Origin of the sequence: Streptomyces sp. NPDC056361 (assembly GCF_042262805.1) — a bacterium.
In the GTDB taxonomy this organism is placed as follows: domain Bacteria; phylum Actinomycetota; class Actinomycetes; order Streptomycetales; family Streptomycetaceae; genus Streptomyces.
This window is the reverse complement of sequence record NZ_JBHJQI010000014.1, coordinates 22,060-44,296: the sequence shown is the minus strand read 5'-3', so window position 1 is coordinate 44,296 and position 22,237 is coordinate 22,060. Positions and strand designations below refer to the sequence as shown.

Annotated in this window: 17 protein-coding genes; 6 read left to right on the top strand and 11 right to left on the bottom strand. The window is 73.4% G+C overall.

The annotated features are described in order from the left end of the window. Positions 1–23 precede the first annotated feature (23 nt). Positions 24–1,697 (bottom strand): FG-GAP-like repeat-containing protein, encoded by a 1,674-nt coding sequence (locus ACFCY7_RS06995; protein WP_376482036.1) that lies wholly within the window; start codon positions 1,695–1,697, stop codon positions 24–26. Positions 1,698–1,899: 202 nt separating this feature from the next. On the opposite strand from ACFCY7_RS06995, the gene ACFCY7_RS06990 reads away from it, so the two are divergent. The 4 genes from ACFCY7_RS06990 to ACFCY7_RS06975 all read left to right on the top strand — a co-directional run bounded on the left by ACFCY7_RS06990 (position 1,900) and on the right by ACFCY7_RS06975 (position 9,302). Continuing rightward, positions 1,900–4,122 (top strand): acetate--CoA ligase family protein, encoded by a 2,223-nt coding sequence (locus tag ACFCY7_RS06990; protein ID WP_376482034.1) that lies wholly within the window; start codon positions 1,900–1,902, stop codon positions 4,120–4,122. A gap of 76 nt (positions 4,123–4,198) precedes the next feature. Then, positions 4,199–4,918 (top strand): enoyl-CoA hydratase/isomerase family protein, encoded by a 720-nt coding sequence (locus ACFCY7_RS06985; protein ID WP_376482110.1) that lies wholly within the window; start codon positions 4,199–4,201, stop codon positions 4,916–4,918. Between the two features lie 183 nt (positions 4,919–5,101). After that, positions 5,102–8,605: a hypothetical protein gene (locus ACFCY7_RS06980; protein ID WP_376482033.1), complete on the top strand. Its 3,504-nt coding sequence runs from the start codon at positions 5,102–5,104 to the stop codon at positions 8,603–8,605. 88 nt (positions 8,606–8,693) lie between these two features. Beyond that, on the top strand, positions 8,694–9,302 hold the full coding sequence (locus ACFCY7_RS06975) for a flavin reductase family protein (RefSeq protein WP_376482031.1): 609 nt from the start codon (positions 8,694–8,696) through the stop codon (positions 9,300–9,302). A 75-nt stretch (positions 9,303–9,377) separates the two neighbouring features. Here ACFCY7_RS06975 and ACFCY7_RS06970 read toward each other — a convergent pair whose 3' ends face one another. From ACFCY7_RS06970 to ACFCY7_RS06960, 3 genes are all read right to left on the bottom strand, one after another. Then, positions 9,378–9,851, bottom strand: a complete 474-nt coding sequence (locus ACFCY7_RS06970; RefSeq protein WP_376482029.1) for a hypothetical protein — start codon at positions 9,849–9,851, stop codon at positions 9,378–9,380. Between the two features lie 23 nt (positions 9,852–9,874). Next, positions 9,875–11,197 (bottom strand): MFS transporter, encoded by a 1,323-nt coding sequence (locus ACFCY7_RS06965; RefSeq protein WP_376482028.1) that lies wholly within the window; start codon positions 11,195–11,197, stop codon positions 9,875–9,877. Positions 11,198–11,344: 147 nt separating this feature from the next. Then, the gene (locus ACFCY7_RS06960; RefSeq protein ID WP_376482026.1) at positions 11,345–12,598 is read right to left on the bottom strand and encodes an MFS transporter; all 1,254 of its coding nucleotides are present in this window, start codon (positions 12,596–12,598) and stop codon (positions 11,345–11,347) included. A 70-nt stretch (positions 12,599–12,668) separates the two neighbouring features. Between ACFCY7_RS06960 and ACFCY7_RS06955 the strand changes: the two genes are divergently transcribed. After that, a complete protein-coding gene (locus ACFCY7_RS06955) occupies positions 12,669–13,664 on the top strand; it encodes a GlxA family transcriptional regulator (RefSeq protein WP_376482024.1) in 996 nt (331 codons plus the stop codon). Here ACFCY7_RS06955 and ACFCY7_RS06950 read toward each other — a convergent pair. The 3 genes from ACFCY7_RS06950 to ACFCY7_RS06940 all read right to left on the bottom strand — a co-directional run bounded on the left by ACFCY7_RS06950 (position 13,625) and on the right by ACFCY7_RS06940 (position 16,936). Beyond that, positions 13,625–14,845 (bottom strand): MFS transporter, encoded by a 1,221-nt coding sequence (locus ACFCY7_RS06950; RefSeq protein WP_376482022.1) that lies wholly within the window; start codon positions 14,843–14,845, stop codon positions 13,625–13,627. The two genes, ACFCY7_RS06955 and ACFCY7_RS06950, sit on opposite strands and share 40 nt — an antisense overlap. Before the next feature lie 112 nt (positions 14,846–14,957). Further along, entirely contained in the window at positions 14,958–16,007 is a 1,050-nt protein-coding gene (locus ACFCY7_RS06945; RefSeq protein ID WP_376482020.1) for a Zn-dependent alcohol dehydrogenase, read from the bottom strand. Beyond that, positions 16,004–16,936, bottom strand: coding sequence for an SDR family oxidoreductase (locus tag ACFCY7_RS06940; protein WP_376482018.1), 933 nt, complete (start codon positions 16,934–16,936; stop codon positions 16,004–16,006). The genes ACFCY7_RS06945 and ACFCY7_RS06940 overlap by 4 nt, the downstream gene beginning before the upstream one ends. 101 nt (positions 16,937–17,037) lie before the next feature. Here ACFCY7_RS06940 and ACFCY7_RS06935 point away from each other — a divergent pair, with 101 nt between their 5' ends. Next, positions 17,038–17,964, top strand: coding sequence for a cyclase family protein (locus tag ACFCY7_RS06935; RefSeq protein WP_376482017.1), 927 nt, complete (start codon positions 17,038–17,040; stop codon positions 17,962–17,964). Positions 17,965–18,120: 156 nt separating this feature from the next. On the opposite strand, the gene ACFCY7_RS06930 is transcribed toward ACFCY7_RS06935, so the two are convergent. From ACFCY7_RS06930 to ACFCY7_RS06915, 4 genes are all read right to left on the bottom strand, one after another. Beyond that, positions 18,121–18,564: an ATP-binding protein gene (locus ACFCY7_RS06930; protein WP_376482016.1), complete on the bottom strand. Its 444-nt coding sequence runs from the start codon at positions 18,562–18,564 to the stop codon at positions 18,121–18,123. A 355-nt stretch (positions 18,565–18,919) separates the two neighbouring features. Then, entirely contained in the window at positions 18,920–19,879 is a 960-nt protein-coding gene (locus ACFCY7_RS06925; protein ID WP_376482015.1) for an acyl-CoA dehydrogenase family protein, read from the bottom strand. 8 nt (positions 19,880–19,887) lie between these two features. Then, positions 19,888–21,021 (bottom strand): acyl-CoA dehydrogenase, encoded by a 1,134-nt coding sequence (locus ACFCY7_RS06920; protein WP_376482013.1) that lies wholly within the window; start codon positions 21,019–21,021, stop codon positions 19,888–19,890. Then, positions 21,021–22,223, bottom strand: a complete 1,203-nt coding sequence (locus tag ACFCY7_RS06915) for an amidohydrolase family protein (RefSeq protein WP_376482012.1) — start codon at positions 22,221–22,223, stop codon at positions 21,021–21,023. The genes ACFCY7_RS06920 and ACFCY7_RS06915 overlap by 1 nt, the downstream gene beginning before the upstream one ends. Between the last annotated feature and the right edge of the window lie 14 nt (positions 22,224–22,237).

Here is a 22,237-nt window from a genome sequence, read left to right as displayed (position 1 = left end):
GGAAAGCCCCCGGGGGGAAGGGGTCAGAACAGGTTCAGGCCCTTCCAGCCCCAGCCCGCCTTGATCCTGGGCTTCATGCCGCCCTTGCCGTCGCCGTCGTACCGCCACAGGACGCCGTTGGTGTCGAGGGCGAGGACGTCGGTGACGCCGTCGCCGGAGAGGTCGCCGGCGCCGGTGAGGGTCAGGCCCTTCCAGCCCCAGCCGACCTTGTAGGCGGCGCCCCGCTCGTACCGGTAGAGGGTGCCGTCCGGGAACAGGCCGAGGTGGTTCTGGTAGCCGCTGGACGTGAACGCGCCGACGCCCGTCAGGCGCTGGCCGGTGTAGCCGGTGCCGACCCGCTGGCGGGCCTGGAGGCCGCCGCGGCCGTCGCCCGGGTACTGCCAGACGGCGCCCACGGCGTCGACGGCGAGGATGTCGGCGTAACCGTCCTCGGTGAGGTCACCGACGCCGGTGACCTTGAAGTCCTTCCAGCCCGTGCCGACCTTCACCTTCGGCGCGAAGCCGCCGCCGGTGGTGCCGTCGAGCCGCCAGAGGCCGCCGGTGGCGTCCTGGGCGAGGGCGTCGGGGCGGCCGTCGCCGTTGAGGTCGCCGGCGGCGGTGAAGCGGTAGCCCTTCCAGCCCCAGCCGGTCTTCTGGCGGGGCTGGAAACCGCCGGTGCCGTTGCCGTCGTAGCGCCAGAGGACGCCGTCTGTGCCGGCGGCGAGGAGGTCGGGCCGGCCGTCGCCGCCGTAGTCGCGGCGGAAGGAGCCGTGGGGGTTCCAGCCGCGCGGCGGGGCCCAGGAGACGGCGAGGGCTCTGGTGCCGGGGGCCGAGAGGAGTTTGGGGGTGGCGCCGGGCGTGGTGGCGCTCACGACGTAGAGCGCGTCGCCCCCCGATTCGGTGTACACGAGCTGCGAACCGTCCGGAGACCAGTCGAGCTGGGAGGCGTTCACACCCTCGGACAGGGTGTACTCGCCGCCGGCGTCCAGGACACGGATGCCGCCCTGGCTGCCGCGGAACGCGATCCGCCCGTCCGTCGGCGAGAACGTCGGGGAATAGCCGTCGGCCACGACCTCCGGCTCGCCTCCCTTGCGCGGGTCCCAGACGCTGATGTGGGTGTTGGTACCGAAGGCGATGCGCCCGTCCCAGGCCACGTCGAACTCAGCGCCCGGGAGGCGCGCCTGGTCGAAGACGAAATCGAGCCCGGAGCCGTCGACTCCGACCCGCATCATGAAGCTCGTGTCCGTGTGGGGGTACGACTCGTTCCAGAGGCCGAAATAGAGCGCCCTGCCGTCGGGGGTCCACCCGATCATGTCGTTGGGACGGCCCTCGGGGTAGTAGAAGCCCTGGTGGACGAGGCGCGCGTTGCGTCCGTCCGCGTCGGCGATCCAGATGCTGTGGTTGTCGCTGTTGATGAAGGCGATGTGCGTGCCGTCGGGCGAGAAGACGACCTCGTTGATGTCGGGCGCGTTCAGGCCCGGGCCGGTGGGCGTGAGGACGCGCCGGTCGGTGCCGTCGGCGTTGACCGTGACGAGGGCCCTCTGCCCGACGCCGTCGACGTCCTTGTACTCGGTGAAGACCAAGCGGGGCTTCGACGGACCCTCGGCGGCCTGGGCCGGGGCCGTCGTCGCCGTGGTGAGCGCGGCGGAGGAGGCGAGGACGGCCAGGGCGGCGCCGAGTGCGCGGCGGCGGCCCCGGAGGCGGGTGGAGCGGGTCAAGGGATCCCCCATTGCGGTTGACGTCGGACGTTTCGGGCACGTCCCCCGAGAGGTGAGACCCGCCATCGGACCGAAGGGTTGTACGGGTCCCGGCGGCCGGTTCCGGGACGGGCGCCGCACACCCATTCCTGACTGGCCGTCAGTTCTGTAATCTGACTAAGCGTCAGCTGTATACGGATGGGCGAAGGGGCGGGCGGAACACATGCTTGGATCGACTCACGGCACCTTCACCACCGATCTCCGCGCCCGCGTGGTCGCCTGCGGCGAATCGCCCAGGACCGCCGTGCACGGCGTCACCGCCGCACCCGGCGACCACGACGTCAGCGGGCGCCCGCTGCACGCCCTCGTCCCCGACCTCGACCGGTTCTTCCGGCCCGAGTCGGTCGCCGTGATCGGCGCCTCGGACGCCGAGGGACGGCCGAACACGGGGATCACCCGGCAGCTGATCGCCTGGTCGGAGCGGGTGGGCGCGCGGCTGGTGCCGGTCCACCCGACCCGGGAGAGCGTGTTCGGGATCGACTGCGTGCCCTCGGTCGGCGCGCTCGCCGAGCCCGTCGACCTGGCGGTCCTCCTGGTCGCGGATCCGCTGCCGGTGATCGAGGAGCTGGCCGAGGCGAAGGTGCGGTTCGCCGTCGCGTTCGCCTCCGGGTTCGCCGAGACCGGGGAGGCCGGCGCCGAGGCACAGGAACGTCTCGCCGCCGCCGTGCGCCGCTCCGGGCTGCGGCTGCTCGGCCCCAACACCAACCTCAACGCCTTCGAGCGGTTCCGCGAGGACCTCGACGGACCCGCCGTCGCGCTCATCACCCAGTCCGGCCACCAGGGGCGGCCCGTCTTCACCCTCCAGGAACTCGGGGTCCGGCTCTCGCACTGGGCGCCGACCGGCAACGAGGCCGACCTGGAGACCTCGGACTTCATCTCGTACTTCGCGGGACGGCCCGAGGTCGGGGCCATCGCCTGCTACGTGGAAGGGCTGAAGGACGGCCGGTCCTTCCTGCTCGCCGCCGACCGGGCCGCACGCCAGGGCGTGCCCGTGGTCGCCGTGAAGGTGGGACGGACCGAGACCGGGGCCCGCACCGCCGCCTCCCACACCGGGAAGCTGACCGGCGCCGACCGGGTCGTCGACGCGGCCATGCGCCAGTTCGGCGTCATCCGGGTCGACGGACTCGACCAGCTCCAGGACACCGCGACGCTCCTCGCCCGCGCACGGCGGCCGGTCGCGGACGGCGTCGTCGTCTACTCGATCTCCGGCGGCACGGGCGCGCACTTCGCCGACCTGGCCACGGCGGCGGGGCTCGGACTCCCCACCCTCCCGCAGGCCAAGCAGGACGAACTGCACCAGTGGATACCGGAGTACCTGAGCGTCTCGAACCCCGTCGACAACGGCGGGCACCCGGTCGGCGACTGGCGGGGCCGGAAGATCATCGACGCGATCCTCGCGGACCCGTCGGTCGGCGTGCTGATCTGTCCCATCACCGGCCCCTTCCCGCCCATGAGCGACAAGCTCGCGCAGGACCTCGTCGACGCGGCCGAGGCCACCGACAAACTGGTCTGCGTGATCTGGGGCTCACCGCTGGGAACGGAGGACGCGTACCGCACGACTCTCCTGGGCTCCTCGCGCCTCGCCACCTTCCGCACCTTCGGGAACTGCATCGGAGCCGTCAAGGCGTACCTCGACCACCACCGCTTCACCACCGGCTACCGCTCCCCCTTCGACGAGGCCCCCCGCACCCCCTCCCCGTCCTTCCGCAAGGCCCAGGCCCTCATGCGGCCCGGCCGGCGGCTCAGCGAGCACGCGGCGAAGCAGCTGCTCCGGGCGTACGGGATACGGGTGCCGCGCGAGCAGCTCGTCACCAGCGCCGCGGCGGCCGTCCGGGCCGCCGGGCTCGTCGGCTACCCGGTGGTGATGAAGGCGTCGGGCGCCCAGCTCGCCCACAAGACCGAACTGGGCCTCGTGAAGGTCGGCCTCACCTCCGCCAGCCAGGTGCGGGACGCCTACCGCGAGCTCACCGACATCGCCCGCTTCGAGTCGATCGACCTCGACGGCATCCTCGTCTGCCAGATGGTCGGACGCGGCGTCGAGATGGTCGTGGGCGTGACCCGCGACGACCTGTTCGGCCCGACCGTCACCGTCGGCCTCGGCGGCGTCCTCGTCGAGGTCCTGAGCGACACGGCCGTCCGCGTCCCGCCGTTCGACGAGCACGAGGCCCGCTCCATGCTCGCCGAGCTCCGCGGCCGGGCCCTCCTCGACGGCGTGCGCGGCGCCCCGCCCGCCGACGTCGACGCCCTCGTCGAGGTCGTCCTCCGCGTGCAGCGCATGGCCCTCGAACTCGACGGCGACCTCGCCGAACTGGACATCAACCCGCTGATGGTGCTGCCGCGCGGCCAGGGCGCGGTCGCCCTCGACGCCCTCGCGGTCTGCCGATAGGAGCCCCCCGTTGTCCGACGTCCTCCACACCGTCGAGAACGGCGTCTCGTGGATCACCCTCAACCGCCCCGAGGCGATGAACGCCGTCACCTGGGACCAGCGCGAGCGGATCATCGCCCTCCTCGCCGACGCGTCCGCCGACCCGGACGTCCGGGCGGTCGTGGTGACCGCCACCGGCCGCGGCTTCTGCGCCGGCGCGGACCTCCGCGGCGCCCCGGCCACCGGCGAACGGGTCGCGGGGGACGTGGCCCGCATGATCCGCCTCGGCGCCCAGCGCTTCATCGGAGCCGTACTGGACTGCGAGAAGCCCGTCATCGCCGCCGTCAACGGCACCGCCGCCGGCATCGGCGCCCACCTCGCCCTCGCCTGCGACCTGGTGATCGCGGCGGACTCGGCCCGCTTCATCGAGGTCTTCGTCCGCCGCGGCCTCGTCCCCGACGGCGGCGGCGCCTACCTCCTCCCCCGCCTCATCGGCCCTCAGCGCGCCAAGGAGCTCCTGTTCTTCGGCGACGCGGTGGGCGCGGCCGACGCGAAGGACCTGGGCCTGGTGAACCGGATCGTCCCGGCGGCCGACCTGGAGAAGACCGCCCGCGAGTGGGCCGAACGCCTCGCCCAAGGGCCCACCCGCGCCCTCGCCCTCACCAAGCAGCTCGTCAACGCCTCCCTCGACTCCGACCGCACCACCGCCTTCGCCGCCGAAGCCGCCGCCCAGGAGCTCAACATGACCACCCGCGACGCCCAGGAGGGCGTGGCGAGCTTCGTCGAGCGCCGGGAAGCGCGGTACGAGGGGCGCTAGCCGGGCCTGTCCCCCCGGGGCCCTATGGTGTGCCGTGCATATGCCACACCGTGCCGCTCCGGGGGGAACGGAATGCTCAACTCCGCGCGCTCGCGCACAAGAACCCGAAGATCCGAAAGATCGGGAAGATCCGGAAGACCCGGAAGATCCCTCTTCCTGATCCCCGCCCTACTGACGGCCCTCATGGGCCCCCTGCTCCCGACGGGCACGGCACTGGCCGCGACGCCCCCGCCGTCCGCGAGCGCGGCACCCGCCCCTGACCCGACACCGCCCGCGCCCGAGCCGTCGGCGACGCCGGACCCGACACCGGATCCCACGACGGACCCGACGCCCGCGCCGACCCCGACGGTCGAGCCGACCCCGGACCCGACCGCCGGCACCTGTCCCGTGCTGCCGCTCGCTCCCTTCGGCGACCCGGGCGACGCGGTCGGGCGGGTGACGCTGGGGCCGCGCGGCTCCGCCTGCTTCACGGTGACGGTGGAGAAGCCGGGCCTGCACCAGGTGCAAGGCGGTGAAAACCTGTCCCTCTCGCTCTCCTCAGGCGGGACGCCCGTCGGGTGCAACGCCCTGAGCCACGCCCAGCCCTGCGACCTGGCCGTCGGCACGTACAGGCTCGACGTCGTCCGCCCCGACGACTACTCGGGCGAGGCGGCGATCACCGTCATCCCGCTGATGACGGGCCCCGGCTGCACCGGCCCCGACAACACCGACATCGGAGCGGCCCCGGCGACCGGCACCGCCGCCGGCGAGCTCGGCATCGTCTGCCACTCCTTCACGGCCCCGCCCGGCGCGCTGGTCAAAGCGGATATCCGGCCCACCGCGTTCGCCAACGTCCATGCGTGGATCACCGACGGCACCGGCAAGTGGCTCTGCAACACCGGCTACACCTGCGTGCTGCCGGACGGGACCGACGACTATCGCGTCCTCGCAGACCTGGACGCCCCCGTCCCGTACACCCTGAAGGTCCGGCGCCTCTCCGATCCCGTCGGCTGCGCGGTCGCGTCGGTGACGGCGTACGGCTCCGCGCCCGTCAAGGCCTCGCCTCCCTGCAGTACGTTCACGCCCGCCACCACCGGCTCGTACGAGGTGAAGGCCGTCAGCGCGAACGGCGGCAGGGCACCGGTCGAGACGTACTCGCCGGACGGTCAGGTCTGCAAGTACTACGACGCCTGCACGTTCACCGCCGGCATCACGTACACCCTGATAACCGACGACGCCCTGCAGATCCTCGACCTGCGCTCCCCCGAGGGCTGCGCGGACGTGGTGCTCGCGCAGCCGCGCTGGACCTCCCTCGCCGCACCCGGTGTGATCGACTGCGTGAACCTGCCGGTGCCCCAGGGCTCCCAGGTGGCTGTTCTGACAGGTCCCTCCGCCGGCGAGAGCGTGTGGACGAACGTCAGGGTTCTGGACGCGACGGGCGCCCTGCTCTGCTGGACCGAGGAGGAACTTTCCGCGGGTGCCTGCTCCCTCGGCGGCACCGCCCCCTACCGCGCCCTGGTGGAGCGGGGAAGCACGAGCGGCACCGGCTCCTACGGGCTCATCGTCCACCGCACGGACGTCGCGAGCGACTGCCGGACCTTCCCGGCCGGTGGTTTCGGCGTGAACCCGGCCGGAGCGGCGGTGACCACCGAGAGCGACTCCTTCGCCGACTGCCTGACGATCCCGGCGGACAGCCACTCCGGCCGCGAGCTGCTGCAGATCGACAGCGCCTCGGGAGGCAACTCCCTCGGATTCGCCGTCCTCGACGAGAACGGCCACCGGGCCTGCCGGCTGGGCGCCTTCGCCGACGACGTGGTGGACTGCGCCCTGACGCCCGGCCTGTCCCACACCGTCCTCCTCCGCGGCAAGAGCAGGCCCACCGAGCACACCCTCGTGCGCCGTGACGTCACCGGCACCGCGCGCGGCTGCGTCGAGACCCCGGCCACCCGGGTCGGCGACCCGGCCCTGGACGGTGTTCCGGCCGAACCCGGCACGCTCCTGTGCCACCGGGTGACCACCGCCGACGCGCGGGACACGCTGCACCTGAACGCCCGGTACACGGCGGCGGGGCTCGCGACCGGGTTCAACGCGTACTCCGCGAACGGCGAAGTCGCGTGCACCGAATTCGCCGCGGGCTGTGCCGTCACCGGCTCCACCGCCTACCAGGCGATCGTCCGCGTCGAACGCGGCGACACCACCGCCCCCGCCTACCGCTTCGACGCGCTCCGGATCGGCACCGCCGCCGGGCCCGCACCGGAGTGCCTCAAGGGGCCCGACGTCACCTACGGCTTCGGCCTGTCCGTCGGCACGCTGACCGAGCAGAAGCCCGCGCTCTGCGTCGTGCTGCCGACCGGTGCGGGCGACTGGTTCCGGCTGGCGTTCACGCCCAAGCTGGACCTCAAGAGGTCGCCGACTCCCTGGTTCTACGACCCGGCGACCCGCCGGAACGGCTGCCCCCGGGCCGGGAGCTACTCCTCCTACACCTGCAAGGTGCCGGAGGCGGAAACCTACGGGCGGTACTCCCGGCCGACGACCCTCGTCATCGGGATGCCGTCGCTTCCCACGCAGGCCCCGACCGAGACGAGTGCCACGGCCACCTGCCAGTACCGCTGTGGCCCCGTGCTCCGAAGCGTCACGTCCGTGAGCCCCGGGACCGTGGGCGCCGGGAAGATCACCATGGAGGTCACCGGAGCCGCGCTGCACGAGAACGACGTGGTCGAGGTCTCGGGCGGGACCTACCGTGCCCGGTCGACGACGGTCTCCATCGCCCCCGACCGGCAGAGCATGGAGGTGTCGCTCGACCTGACGGGCGCCCCGCGCACCGCGCTCAGCCTGAGCGTGCTCACGCACGACAGCGTGCGGTACCCCCGTGGCACCGTCACCGTCGTCGCCCCGCTGAGCGCCACCGTCGCCCCCTCCGTCACCGGCACCGCCGTCCTCGGCGGCACGGTGGCGGCGTCGGTCGGCACGTGGTCACCGGTACCCGACGCGTACGCGTACCAGTGGCGGGCGAACGGCGTCGCCATCGCGGGCGCCACGGCCGCCACGTACGCACTGCCGCCGGAGCTGTTCGGCAAGCAGCTGTCGGTGGAGGTGACCGCGCGGAAGGTGGGGCACCCGGTCGTCGCGGCGACGAGTGGCGGTGTGGTGGTGAAGGGCGTCGCGCCCAAGCCCGTCAAGGTCCCGGCGATGTCGGGCGCCACCCGGGTCGGCGGCAAGGTGACGGCCGTGGTCGGCACGTGGTCGCCGGCGCCGACGTCGTACGCGTACCAGTGGCGGGCGAACGGGGTGGCCATCGCGGGGGCGACGGGGTCGTCGTACGTGCCGGTCGCGACCGTCCTCGGCAAGAAGCTCACCGTGACGGTCACCGCGCTGCGGACGGGGCATCTGAACGGGGCGTACACGACGGTGGGGTACACGGTCGCCGCGGGTCTCGCGCCGAAGGCGACGAGCGCGCCGTACGTCTCGGGCACGGTGCGGGTCGGGCGGACGCTGACCGTGGGCAAGGGCGTGTGGACGCCGGCGCCGGGCTCGTACACGTATCAGTGGTACGCGAACGGGCGGGCGATCGGCGGGGCGACGAAGTCGTGGTTCACGCTGACGAAGGCGCAGCGGGGGACGCGGATCACGGTGAAGGTGACGGCCTACCGGACGGGTCACGCGGCGGGGGTCGCGTGGACCCGGTCGACGGGGGTCGTCGCCGGCTGATCCTCGCGGGTGGTACGACAGGGAGCCCCCGGGGCGACGGTGTGTCCGTCGTGTCGGGGGCTTCCCATCTGACGAACCGTCAGTTTCAATGGGCGGTGTGATGGGACACGCGGGGATGGCGGCCACCGTCGTCCGACACCTGAGAGCGGCCGGTTCGCCGACGGCCGTGGAACCACTGCCGAGGCCGGTGCTGCGCGCGGTACGGGAGGACGAGCGGCCACCCGTCGATCCGGCGGAGTTCCGCCGGGTGCTGGGGCACTTCGCGAGCGGGGTGACGATCGTGACGGCGCGGGACGCGGAGGGGCCGGCGGGGTTCGCCTGCCAGTCGTTCGCGTCGCTGTCGCTCGATCCGCCGCTGGTCGCGTTCATGGTGGCCCGTACGTCGACGACGTGGCCGAGGATCGCGGGGGCGGGCGGCTTCTGCGTCAACGTGCTGGGGGCCGACCAGGGCGGGCTGTGCCGGTCGTTCGCCGTGAGCGGCGCCGACAAGTTCGCGGGGGTGGAGTGGGAGCCGGCGCCGGTGACCGGCTCGCCGCGGCTGCCCGGTGCGCCGGCGTGGATGGACTGCGTGATCAGCGCCGTGCACACCGGCGGCGACCATCTGATCGTGGTGGGGCGGGTCGACGCCCTGGGCGCGGCGGAGGACGGGGATCCGCTGCTGTTCCACCGGGGGCGGTTCGGGCGGTTCAGCGCGTAGGGACGCGTCCGGGGCTCGGCGCCCCGGGCGGTTCGGCGCGTGAGGAAGCGTCCGGGGCTCGGCGCCCCGGGCGGTTCAGCCGCCCGTCGCCGGCGCCTTGGTCCGGTGGCGGGTGAGGCGCGGGAGGCGGGCCGCGCGTCGGGTGGCCAGGGCGGCCACCGTCAGGACGACGATGCCGGTCAGCCAGGCGCCGGCCGCGCCCACGGGGCCGGCGAGCTCGGAGAGGGCGCGGGGAAGGACGGGGACGGACGCGGCGAGGGCGGCGACGGCCGGGATCCAGGCGTCGGCACGGCCACCCAGGCGGCGTTCCAGCTCTTCGCTGAGCCAGACGGTGGGGAGGACGAGGAAGACGGCGGCGAGGAGCAGGCCGAGGACGCCGATCGTCGCCAGCGTCGGGTGGGTGAAGATCGGCAGGAAGCGGGCCGGGCCGTCGTCGGGCCCGGCGAGGACGGCCTGGGCCGCCATGGTGACGGCCGCCTCGACGACCAGGACGAGTACCGCGACCCGCAGCATCCGGGCGGTGCTCCGCCCGCTTTCAGGACCGCCCATCTGCGATCACCCCCTGGCGCTCATCATGCTCCTGCCGGGGAGGGTGCTTCCGTCCGGGGTCGCCTGATGACGAGGGCCATCAGGGCGGCGGCGGCGCACAGGGCGCCGGAGGCGTACCAGACGACGTCGTAGCTGCCGAAGAGGTCGCGGGCGACGCCGCCGGCGAAGGCGACGGCGGCGGCGCCGACCTGGTGGGAGGCGAGGACCCAGCCGAAGACGATCGCCGAGTCCTCGCCGTAGTGCTCGCGGCAGAGGGCGATCGTCGGCGGGACGGTGGCGACCCAGTCGAGGCCGTAGAAGACGATGAAGAACAGCATCGGCGGGTGGACGGCGGGGGCGAGGAGCATCGGCAGGAAGAGGAGGGAGATCCCGCGGAGCGCGTAGTAGACGGCGAGGAGGCGGCGGGCCGCGAAGCGGTCGGTGAACCAGCCGGAGGCGATGGTGCCGACGACGTCGAAGACGCCGATGACGGCGAGGAGTCCGGCGGCGGCGGTGACGGGCATGCCGTGGTCGTGGGCGGCGGGCACGAAGTGGGTCTTGACCAGGCCGTTCGTGGAGGCGCCGCAGATCGCGAAGGTGCCGGCGAGGAGCCAGAAGGGGCCGGTGCGGGCCGCCTTGAGGAGGACGGTGACGGCGCGGCGGGCGGCGCCGGTGACGGGCGCGGGCTTCTCGGCGTACTCACCGCCGTACGGGGCCAGGCCGACGTCCGCGGGGTGGTCGCGGAGCAGCAGCCACACGAAGGGGACGACGGCGAGCGCGGCGAGGGAGACGGTCACGGCGGCGGGGCGCCAGCCGTGGTGCTCGACCAGCCAGGACAGCAGCGGCAGGAAGACGAGCTGGCCGGAGGCGCCGGCGGCGGTGAGGATGCCGGTGACCAGGCCGCGGCGGCCGACGAACCAGCGGTTGGTGACGGTCGCGGCGAAGGCGAGGGCCATGGAGCCGCTGCCGAGGCCGACGAGGACGCCCCAGTAGAGGACGAGTTGCCAGGCGGCCGTCATCCACACGGTGAGGAGCGACCCGGCGGCGATGACCGTCAGGGCCATGGCGACGACCCGGCGGATGCCGAACCGGTCCATGAGCGCGGCGGCGAAGGGGGCGGTGAGCCCGTAGAGCGCGAGGTTCACCGAGACGGCGAAGCCGATCGTCCCGCGTGACCAGTCGAACTCGCCGTGCAGCGGCTCGATCAGCAGGCCCGGCAGCGAGGCGAAGGCCGCGGCGCCGATGATCGTGACGAAGGTGACCGCCGCGACGGACCAGGCGCGGTGGACGCGGGGCGTGCGGGCGGGAGGACGGACGGGGGGACGGTCGGGTGCGTGACCGGCGGGGCGCTCGGTTGTCTGGGCCATGCCACTGAGCATCCCGTCCGGGCCGTGCCCCGACCATTGGCCCGAACGACAGCTTTCCAAAGGATCGGGACACGCCTCCGTGTCCCGGGCCGCGCCCCCGGGCCGCACCTCGGACGTCCCCCCCGCACCCCGGACGCCCCCACGCCCCTACAGCCGCGGCAGTGTCCTGATCGGCCGTACGGCGAGCAGCGCGGCCACCACCAGGACCGCGATGCCCGCGCCCGTGAGCAGCACCTGCTGCGCGCCGACGGCGGCGGCGACCGGGCCCGACAGGGTGCGGCCGACGCCCATCATCAGGAGGGAGCCGGCCACGTCGTAGGCGTGCATGCGGTTGAGGGCCTCCTGGGGGACGTGGGTCTGGACCGAGGTGGACCACATGACGAGCCAGAAGGCGAAGGCCGCGCCGGCGATGAACTGGCCGGCGCCGAGGAGGGCGACGGGTGCGCCGAGGCCGAGCAGGGCGAGGTTCACGGGGAGGCCGAGGAGTGCGACGGCGCCGGAGGCGAGGGGGCGGCGGGGGCGGAGCCGGAGGGCGAGCAGGCCGCCGACGGCGCTGCCGGCGCCGTTGACGGCCATGAGCACGCCGTACGCGGCCGAGCCGTGGTCCTCGGTGACCAGGCTCGCGGTGAGCGGCACCATGGGCCCGGCGACGGTCAGCCCGTACACCGTCCAGATGGATATGACGCCCCACAGCCAACTCCGGGACCGGAACTCGCGCCAGCCGCCCGCGAGTTCGGCGCCGAGGGAGTCGCGGCGCGCGGAGTCGGACGGGAGCGGGGCGATCCGCAGGAGGGTGAGGCAGAGGGCGCTGACCGCGAACGTCACGCCGTTGACGGCGAAGGCCGCGCCCGCGTTCCAGACGGCGACGAGCAGGCCGGCGGCGGCCGGTCCCGCCATGGTCATGAGGGCCTCGACGACCCGCAGGACGGCGTTGGCGCGCTGCACGTCGGGGGCGATGCGGGGGATGGTGGAGGCGACGCCGGGCTGGAAGAGGGCGGCGCCCATGCCGGCGGCGACGGAGAGGGCGTACACCGCCCAGAGCGGCGGGCTGCCGAGGGTGAAGGAGACGGCGAGGACGGCGGCGCCGGGCAGTCGCAGGAGGTCGGCGAGGATCATCATGCGGCGGGCGGTGAACCGGTCCGCGAGGACGCCGCCGAAGAGCACGAAGAGCGCGAAGGCGGCCGTCCAGCCACCGAGCGCGTACCCGACGGTGGAGCCGGGGTGGCCGGCGCCGAGGAGTCCGGCGGCGAAGGCGACCGGGACCATGCCCTCGCCGAAGACGGCGACCGCGCGGGCGACGAAGAAGAGCCGGAAGTTGCGGTTCCAGAGTGCGGGCGGCTCGACCGGGGCGGGAATCCGCTCGGCGGCCTCAGACTTGTACGTGTTGTCCGTCACGGACAAGCAGAACTACCGGAAAGTGGTCTGGACCACCAGTCCTTTTTCTCCGCCGCCCGCCGAAGGGAGCACGCCCGTGCCGTCGCAGTCCGGCCCCACCCCCCACCGCGTCGCCGTCCTCGCGCTGCCCGGGCTCCTCCCCTTCGAGCTCGGCATCCCGCACCGGATCTTCGGGCGCGCCAAGGACGCCGAGGGACGGCACCTGTACGAGATCGTCACCTGCGCGCCGGCCGCGGGCGCCGTGCCCACCGACGCCGACTTCTCCGTGTACGTGGAGCACGGGCCGGAGGTCCTCGCCACCGCCGACACGGTCGTCGTCCCCGCCTCGTACGAGCTGGGGCCCGTCCACGAGGAGGGCAGGCTCACCGAGGAGCTGGCCGCCGCGCTGGCGCACATCCGGCCCGGCACCCGGCTCGTCTCCATCTGCACCGGCGGGTACGTGCTGGCCGCCGCCGGGTTCCTCGACGGGCGCCCGGCCACCACCCACTGGTCCTCCGCCGAGCACTTCCAGCGGCTCTTCCCGTCCGTACGGGTCGACGCGGACGTCCTCTTCGTCGACGACGGCGACGTCCTGACGTCGGCGGGCGTCGCCGCCGGGATCGACCTGTGCCTGCACATCGTGCGCCGCGACCACGGCACGGCCGTCGCCAACGACGTCGCCCGCAGGACCGTCGTGCCGCCGCACCGCGACGGCGGCCAGGCCCAGTACATCGAGCGCCCGGTGCCCGAGGCGGGCACCCACACCACGACCACCGCGCGGGCGTGGGCGCTGGCCCACCTGGACGAGCCGATCCAGCTGCGGGACCTGGCCGAGAAGGAGTCGATGAGCGTGCGGACGTTCACCCGCCGCTTCCGCGACGAGGTCGGCATCAGCCCCGGCCAGTGGCTCACCCAGCAGCGCGTCGAACGCGCCCGGTACCTCCTGGAGTCCACCGGCCTCCCCGTCGACCGCGTCGCCCGGGACGCCGGCTTCGGCACCGCCCAGTCCCTGCGCGTCCACCTGATGACCGCGATCGGCGTGACCCCGACCGCCTACCGCCGCACCTTCCGCACGGGCGCGGACGCCGTCTGAACGTCCCCCGCCACCGCGGCGCGGCGGATCAGCCGCCGCTCCCCCACGAAACCGGCCCCGGTGAGCAGCACGGTCAGGACCACCCCGCACAGGATCGCCGTCGACGGCGCCACCACCTTGAGCAGCGCGCCCGCGAGGGTGCCGCTGACCGCGTAACCGGCGCCCACCGCCGCGTACATCACCGAGTACCCGGCGGCGAGCGCGGACGGCGGCAGGACCTCCCGCAGGGCGAGGTTCCGGGACAGGCCCGAAGGCGCCTGAAGGATCCCCGCGGCGACCAGCGCCACCGCTATCGCGGCGGTCCACGGCAGTACGGCGACGAGCGCGACGCCCGAGGCCACCGCGAGCACGAGCACCGTCGACTGGGCGGACAGCGACCCCGGCCAGTGCCCCCGCAGGCCGTACACGAACCCGCCCGCCGCCGAGCCGATGGAGAACCCGGCGAGCAGCGGCCCCGCCCACCCGATGCCGATCCCCCGCTGTTCGAGCAGGGCGGGCAGGACCAGCTCGGCCAGCGCGAGCAGCGTCAGGCCGGCGGCCCCCAGGACGTACACCGGCCAGGCCCGCAGCAGCATCCGCCGCATCGACGCGCCCTCCTCCTGCGGCTCCGCCGCCCACCCGGCCGGCAGCATCCGCAGCCCCGCCACCGACACGGCCAGCAGCGCCCCCATGAGGAGCAGCGGCACGGCCGGGTCGACGCCGAGCGCGAGTCCGGTCGCCAAGGCGGGCGCGGCCGCCCAGATGGCGAAGGTCAGCACCGACTCCATGCTCATCGCCTGGGTGACGGCCCGCTCCGGCACGAGGCTGGTGAGCAGCGCCCGCAGCCCCCCGGGCACGGCGGCGGGCCCGACGCCCGCGAGCAGCGCGAGGGCGCCGAGCACCACCGGGTGGGCGCCCGGCAGCAGCCCTAGTCCGGCGAACCCGGCGGCGCCGACGGCGAGTCCGGCGGCCAGCTGCGGCCTGGCCCGCTCGGCGTTCATCCGCAGGCCGAGCACGGGCGCGCCGACGATCTCCCCGAGCACGTACACCGCCGCGAGCACCGCCCCGAGCGAGTACCCGCCGGGTCGCTCCCGCACCAGGAACACGACCGCGAGCGGCGCCATGGCGATGGGCAGCCGGCTGGTGACCATGACGGTCGACCAGGCCAGGACGGGTCGGGTGGCGAGTTCGCGGTAGGACATGGCCGTGACCGTAACCCGCCGACGGTCCTGTCCCCCAGGGAAATACGGCGGGCTCGCACGCCCCCGCGACCCGCCGTGTTTCCGCCCCCCCCTGCCCGCTGTTCCGTACGGCTCAGAACGTGAGCACGCCCCTGGCCACCTTCCCCCGCTCCGCGTCCTCCACCGCGCGCGCGAAGTCCTCCACGGGGTAGGTGGCGGTCACGAGCTCGTCGAGGAGGAGGCCGCCCGTCCGGTACAGCTCCGCGTAGAGGGCGATGTCCTTCTGCGGGCGGGAGGAGCCGTAGCGGCAGCCCAGGATCGACTTGTCCAGGAACATGGCGGCGGGCAGGAACGTCGCCTCCGCCTTGGGCGCGGTCATGCCGAGGAGGACCGCCTGGCCGTGGCGGTCGAGCAGGTCGACGGCGGTACGGACGAGGCCCGTGTGCCCGACGCACTCGAAGACGTGGTCGGCGCCGGTGGGCAGGACCTCCCGGACGCCGTCCGCGGAGTCGAGGAAGTGGGTGGCGCCGAACCGCCGTGCCACGGCCTCCTTCTCCGGGTTGGTGTCGACGGCCACGATCGTCAGGGCGCCCGCGATCCGGGCGCCCTGGATCACGTTGAGCCCGATCCCCCCGGTGCCGATGACGACGACCGTCTCGCCCCGGCCGACCTTCGCCCGGTTCAGCACCGCGCCGACGCCGGTGAGGACGCCGCAGCCCATCAGGGCGGCGGAGGTGAGCGGGATGTCCTTCGGGATCCGTACGGCCTGGACGGCCTTGACGACGGTCCGCTCCGCGAACGACGAGTTCGACGCGAACTGGTAGACCGGCCGCCCGTCCCGCGAGAACGGCTGCCCCGGCATCCCGATCGCCTTCTGGCACATCGTCGGCCGTCCCCGGTCGCAGTCCGCGCACGCCCCGCAGTTCGCCAGCGTAGAGAGGGCCACGTGATCCCCGGGCACGACGTGCGTCACGCCGGCCCCCACGGCCTCCACGACCCCCGCGCCCTCGTGGCCGAGGACCACGGGCGGGGGGAACGGGATCGTCCCGTCCACCACCGACAGGTCGCTGTGGCAGAGCCCCGCCGCCGCGATCCCGACCAGCACCTCGCCCGGCCCCGGGTCCCGCACCTCCAGGTCGTCGACGACCTGCACCGACTTCCCGTCGAACACGACGCCCCTCATGACCCGTTCTCCTTCGCGGCGTTGGGGCGGTCGCCCGCCGCGGCGGCGCGCGCCATCTCCTCCAGCCGGGCGAGCATCGGCATGGGGTCGGTGCCGACGGTCCCGGGGAGGAAGTCGGCGATGCGTTCGGGGGTCCAGGCGGCGCCTTCGGCGTAGCCGGCGCGCAGTTCGCGCGGCTGGGCCCAGACGGCGATCTTGGGTCCGGCGATCGTGTAGACCTGGCCGGTGATCTTCTCGGCTCGGGCCCGCTCGGAGAGGAGGTAGACGACGAGGGCGGCCACGTCCTCGGGCTCGCCGATCTCCTTGAGCTCCATGGGGACGTTGGCGGACATGCGGGTGCGGGCGACCGGGGCGACGGCGTTCGCGGTGACGCCGTACTTGTGGAGGCCGAGCGCCGCGGAGCGGACGAGGGAGATGATCCCGCCCTTGGCGGCCGAGTAGTTGGCCTGGGCGACGGAGCCCTGGTGGTTGCCGCTGGTGAACCCGATGAGCGTGCCCGTGCCCTGCTTGCGCATGACGGCCGACGCGGCGCGGAAGACGGTGAACGTGCCCTTGAGGTGGGTGGCGACGACGGGGTCCCACTCCTCCTCGGACATGTTGAAGAGCATGCGTTCGCGCAGGATGCCGGCGACGCAGACGACGCCGTCGATGCGCCCGTACTCGGCGAGGGCGACGTCCACGATCCGCTGTCCGCCCGCCATCGTCGAGATGTCGTCGGCGACGGCGACGGCCGCGCCGCCCGCCGCCTCGATCTCCTTCACGACGGCGAGGGCGACCTCGGAGGTCGGTTCGCCGCCCTCGATCGACACCCCGTAGTCGTTGACGACGACCTTCGCGCCCTCCGCCGCGCACGCGAGGGCGACGGCGCGGCCGATGCCCCGCCCCGCCCCCGTCACCGCGACGACCTTGCCAGCCAAGAAGTTCCGCACGCCCGGCCCCTTCCCGCACTTTCTGACGGTCCGTTAGATTCGTTCGTCGTCAGGATTCTACGGTCCGTCAGATACCGGAAAACAAGACCCCGGAGGCCCCGATGTCTCTCCCCGCCGCATTTCACGAGATCGCCAAACGCGTCAACAACTGGGGCCGCTGGGGCCGGGACGACGAGATCGGCACCCTCAACCTCGTCACGGACGAGGTGGTGCGCGAGGCCGTCGCCACCGTCCGCACCGGACACCGCGTCCCCCTCGCCGTCGACCTGAAGCAGGACGGCGTGCAGACCGGGATGATCCCCGGCCGGGTGAACCCGCTACACGTCATGGTCCAGGTCAACCAGGAGCTCTTCGGCCCCGGCACGGTCGCCACCAGCGACGACGCCGTGACCCTGGGCCTCCAGGCCGGCACCCACTGGGACGCCCTGACCCACGCCTCGCACTCGGGCCGCATCTACAACGGCCGCCCCGCCACCACCATCACCCCGCACGGCCGCTCCGAGTTCAGCGGCATCCACACCGCCCGGCACCTCGTGAGCCGCGGGGTCCTCCTGGACGTCGCCGCGGCGAAGGGCGTCGACCGGCTGCCCGGCGACCACGCCGTCACCCCGGAGGATCTCGACGAGGCGGCCGACTTCGGCGGCGTCACGGTCCGCGCCGGCGACATCGTGCTCGTGCGGACGGGTCAGATGCGGGCGTACCTGGCCGGGGACAAGCACGGGTACGCCTTCCCGTCACCGGGGCTCTCGATCCGCACGCCGGAGTGGTTCCACGCCCGTGACGTCGCCGCCGTCGCCAACGACACGCTCACCTTCGAGATCTTCCCGCCGGAGATCGACGACCTGTGGCTGCCGGTGCACGCGCTCGACCTGGTCGAGATGGGGATGCTCCAGGGGCAGAACTGGAACCTCGAAGGCCTGTCCACAGCCTGTGCACAAGAACGGCGCTACGCCTTCCTGCTCTCCGCCATGCCCGAACCCTTCGTCGGCGGTACGGGCACGCCGGTGGCACCGGTCGCCATCCTCTGAGGCACGGGGTCACGGGCGGCGGCGCGCTCGCGCGCGCCCCGAGCACGGCACGGCCGCCGCCACCCGGCCACGACCCGCACACGCCGAGGGCACACGGCCCTCGGCTCCCCTCGCCACGAATCGCTCACACCAGAGTGGGCAAAACGCCACGAACCGTCAACAGTGCACCCGACCGGGCGACACCGCGGCCTGCCCGTGCGACGGGCCCACCGGAGCCCGGTCCACCTCGCACCAGATGCTCTTGCCGGCGCCCTCCGACTGCCAGCCCCACCGGTCCGCGAGGCCGTCCACCAGCTCCAGGCCGCGCCCGTTGGTGTCGTCGCCCTCGGCGTGCCGGGGCCTCGGCGGACGGTCGCTCGTGTCGGCGACCTCGACCCGCACCCCGCCCTCCGCCGCGAACAGCATCCGCAGCACCGCCGGGCATCCCGTGTGCACCACGGCGTTGGTCACGAGCTCGGAGATGAGCAGGACCAGCGTGTCGGTCAGCGGCTCGTCATCCCCTATGCCCGATCCGGCGAGCCGCGAGCGGGCCCACCTCCGAGCTCGCCCCACCTCGGCCGGGTCGGGCCCGACCTCCAACTGCACCTGAAGCACCTGCACCGCTCACACCATCCGAACCGGCGGACAACACACCTTCACGGAACGTGATTCCCTTGTGGGACAGCATGGTTGACGTACAGTCACCGCAACAAGCGCTTCGGGCATATTCCAGCGCGAAGGAGTACGCATGGTCCATACTGTGCGACGCACGCTGCGGGTAGTCGAACGCCGGGTGCGAGCGGCGGGCATTCCCGGACACGGGGTCGCCTCAGGGGCGACACCGGGACGATCCGGGCCAACGAGCACTCGCATCCCACGGAGAGTACCGGAGCCGGAGGCCGACTCCGGGCCGTGACGACCCCGCCGAAGGACACAACCCGGTATCGACATTCCGTCACCCTTCGAACACGCAGCGCTACAGCGCCGCCGCCACCACCTCCTCGGCCCGCGCCCCCGTCATCCCCAACCGCGCCCGCACCCACGCCCGCTTCAGATGCAGGTGCACGTCCGCCTCCCAGGTGAACCCCATCCCCCCGAACACCTGCAGGCAGTCCCGCGCGTTGCCCGTCGCCGCCTCGTCGGCCAGCATCTTCGCCCCCGCGATCTCGACGGGATCCCCGGTGACGGCGGCGGCCCACACCGCCGCCCGCGCCAGCTCCGTCCGCACGAGCATCCCGGCACACAGGTGCTTCACCGCCTGGAACCCCCCGATCACCTGCCCGAACTGCTCCCGCTCCCGCGCGTACGCCACCGCCGCGTCGGTAGTGGCCCCCGCGCTCCCGACCTGTTCGGCGGCGAACAGGAGGGCCCCGGTCGTGGGCGATCGCTCCTCCCCCGGACTTCGTCCGGGGGGACCCCCAGGGCGGAACGGGTGGGCACCACGGACGGCGCCCCCTGCCCGGCCGAGGCTCCCCGCGCCCCCCGCGCCCGCCGGCCCCGGCACCCTGTGCAGCGGCGTCAGCGGATCGACCGACCGCAACGGCACGGCGCCGGTGACGTCCCCCAGCACCACGTCGGCCTCGTCCATCCACGGCACCAGCCCCTCCGACGCGGACGTCACCACCGCGGCCCCCTCCGCCGCCCCCGGCACCACCCCCGCCGCGAGATGCGTCGCCACCACCGGCCCCGGCAGCAGCACCCTCCCCGCCTCCTCGAAGACGAGCACCGCCTCGGGAAGCCCGAGCCCCACCCCGCCGTCCTCCTCCGGGAGCCGCAGCGAGAAGAACCCGGCGGCGCCGAGCTCCCGCCACAGCGCCCGGTCCAGCCCCGGCGAGTCCACCGCCGCCCGCAGCGCCGCCCGGTCGAAGAGCCGCGCGAGCAGCTCCCGCACGCCCTTCCGCAGGGCCCGCTGGTCCTCGGTGAGTCGGAAGTCCATGGCGGGGGTCACCGGCCCTTCGGCAGGCCGAGGATGCGCTCGGCGACGATGTTGCGCTGGATCTGCGAGGTGCCGGCGGCGATGGTGTACGAGAGGGAGGACAGCCGGTCGAGGGTCCAGTCGCGGTCGAGGTCGAGCGCGTCGGGACCGAGGACGGTGGCGGCGGCCTCGTACAGCTTCTGGCGGGCGTGCGAGTAGTGGAGCTTGAAGACGGACCCGCCGGCGCCCGGGACGCCGCCGGTCGCCTGGGCCTCGCTGACGTTGGCCTGGGTGAGCCGCCAGAGCGCCTGGAACTCGGCGGCGAGCCGGCCGAGCCGGCGGCGGAGGACGGCGTCGTCCCAGGTGCCGTTCTTCCGCGCCGTGCGGGCGAGTTCGCCGAGCAGGCGGCGGCAGGCGACGACCTCGCCGACGAAGGCGGTGCCGCGTTCGAAGGAGAGGGTGACCATGGTGACCCGCCAGCCGTCGTTCTCGTCGCCGACCCGGTTCTCGACCGGGACGCGCACCTCGTCGAGGAAGACCTCGGCGAACTCGGTGGAGCCGGCGAGGGTGCGGAGCGGCCGCACGGTGACGCCGGGCGCGTCCATGGGCAGGGCGAGCCAGCTGATGCCCTTGTGCTTGGGGGCCGCCGGGTCGGTGCGGACGAGGAGTTCGCACCAGTCGGCGACCTCGGCGTGCGAGGTCCAGATCTTCTGCCCGGTGACGACGTACGCGTCCCCGTCCCGCACGGCGCGGGTCCGGAGGGAGGCGAGGTCGGAGCCGGCACCGGGTTCGCTGAAGCCCTGGCACCAGACCTGGTCGCCGCGGAGGATCGGCGGCAGCCAGCGTGCGCGCTGCGCGGCGGTGCCCTCGGCGGCGATGGTCGGTCCCGCGTGGAGGAGGCCGACGAAGCCGGCGCCGACGTAGGGGGCGCCGGCGAGTTCGGTCTCCTCCAGGAAGATCAGCCGCTGGGTGGGGGACGCGTCCCAGTGGACGCCGGCGTATCCGGCGTCGTGCAGCCTGCGCTGCCAGCCGCAGTCGTACGCCCGCCGGGCCGGCCAGTCGAGCGGGTCGGGTCGCGGCGGGAGGGCGGGCAGGGTGGCGGTGAGCCACGCGCGCAGCCGGGCGCGGAACTCCTCCTCCTCGTCGGTGCAGGTGAGGTCCATCAGGCGCGTCCGCGGTCGAGGTCGAGGTCGAGCATGCGGATGGCGTTGCCGCGCATGAGCTTGTAGACCGTCTCGTCGTCGAGGCCCCGGACGTGGTCGAGGGCGACCTCCTTGGTGTGCGGGAAGGTCGAGTCGACGTGCGGGTAGTCGGTCTCGAAGGTGGCGTTGTCGCGGCCGACGACGTCGAGCGAGGCGATGCCGTGCTTGTCGCGGAAGAAGCAGCAGAAGATCTGCCGGTAGTAGTACGTGGACGGCGGCTCGGGGACGATGTCCCGCACGCCGCCCCAGGCGCGGTGCTCCTCCCACACGTCGTCGGCGCGTTCGAGGGCGTACGGGATCCAGCCCATCTGGCCCTCGCTGTAGGCGAGCTTCAGCCGCGGGAACTTCACCAGCACCCCGCTGAAGAGGAAGTCCATCATCGAGGCCATGGCGTTGTTGAAGCTGAGCGAGGCCTGGACGGCGGGCGGGGCGTCGGGGGAGGCGGCGGGCATCTGGCTGCTGGAGCCGATGTGCATGTTGACGACGGTGCCGGTCTCCTGGCAGACGGCGAAGAAGGGGTCCCAGTAGCCGGAGTGGATGGAGGGCAGTCCGAGGTGGGTGGGGATCTCGGAGAAGGTGACGGCCTTGACGCCGCGGGCGGCGTTGCGCCGGATCTCGGCGACGGCGAGGTCGATGTCCCACAGCGGGATGATGCACAGCGGGATGAGCCGGCCCCCGCTGCCCCCGCACCATTCCTCGACCATCCAGTCGTTGTAGGCGCGGACGCAGGCGAGGGCGACCTCCTTGTCGTGCGCCTCGGCGAAGGTCTGGCCGCAGAAGCGGGGGAAGGTGGGGAAGCAGAGGGAGGCCTCGACGTGGTTGAGGTCCATGTCCTTGAGGCGGGCGGCCGGGTCCCAGCAGCCGCGCCGCATCTCCTCGCGGGTGATGCCCTCCAGGGTCATGTCGTCGCGGTCGAAGCCGACGGCGGCGATGTTGCGCTTGTACGGGAACTTGAGGTCCTCGTAGATCCACCAGTCGGTGGGCGGACCCTCGGGGTCCATCGTGATCTGGTACTTGCCGGCGACGTAGGCCAGCTCGCCGATGCCGGCGGTGAGCGGCCGGGGGCCGCGGTCGCGGTACTTCTTCGGGAGCCAGGTCTCGAAGAGGTGGGCCGGCTCGATCACGTGGTCGTCGACGCTGATGATGCGGGGCAGTTCCGTCATGGAGCCTCTCCCGG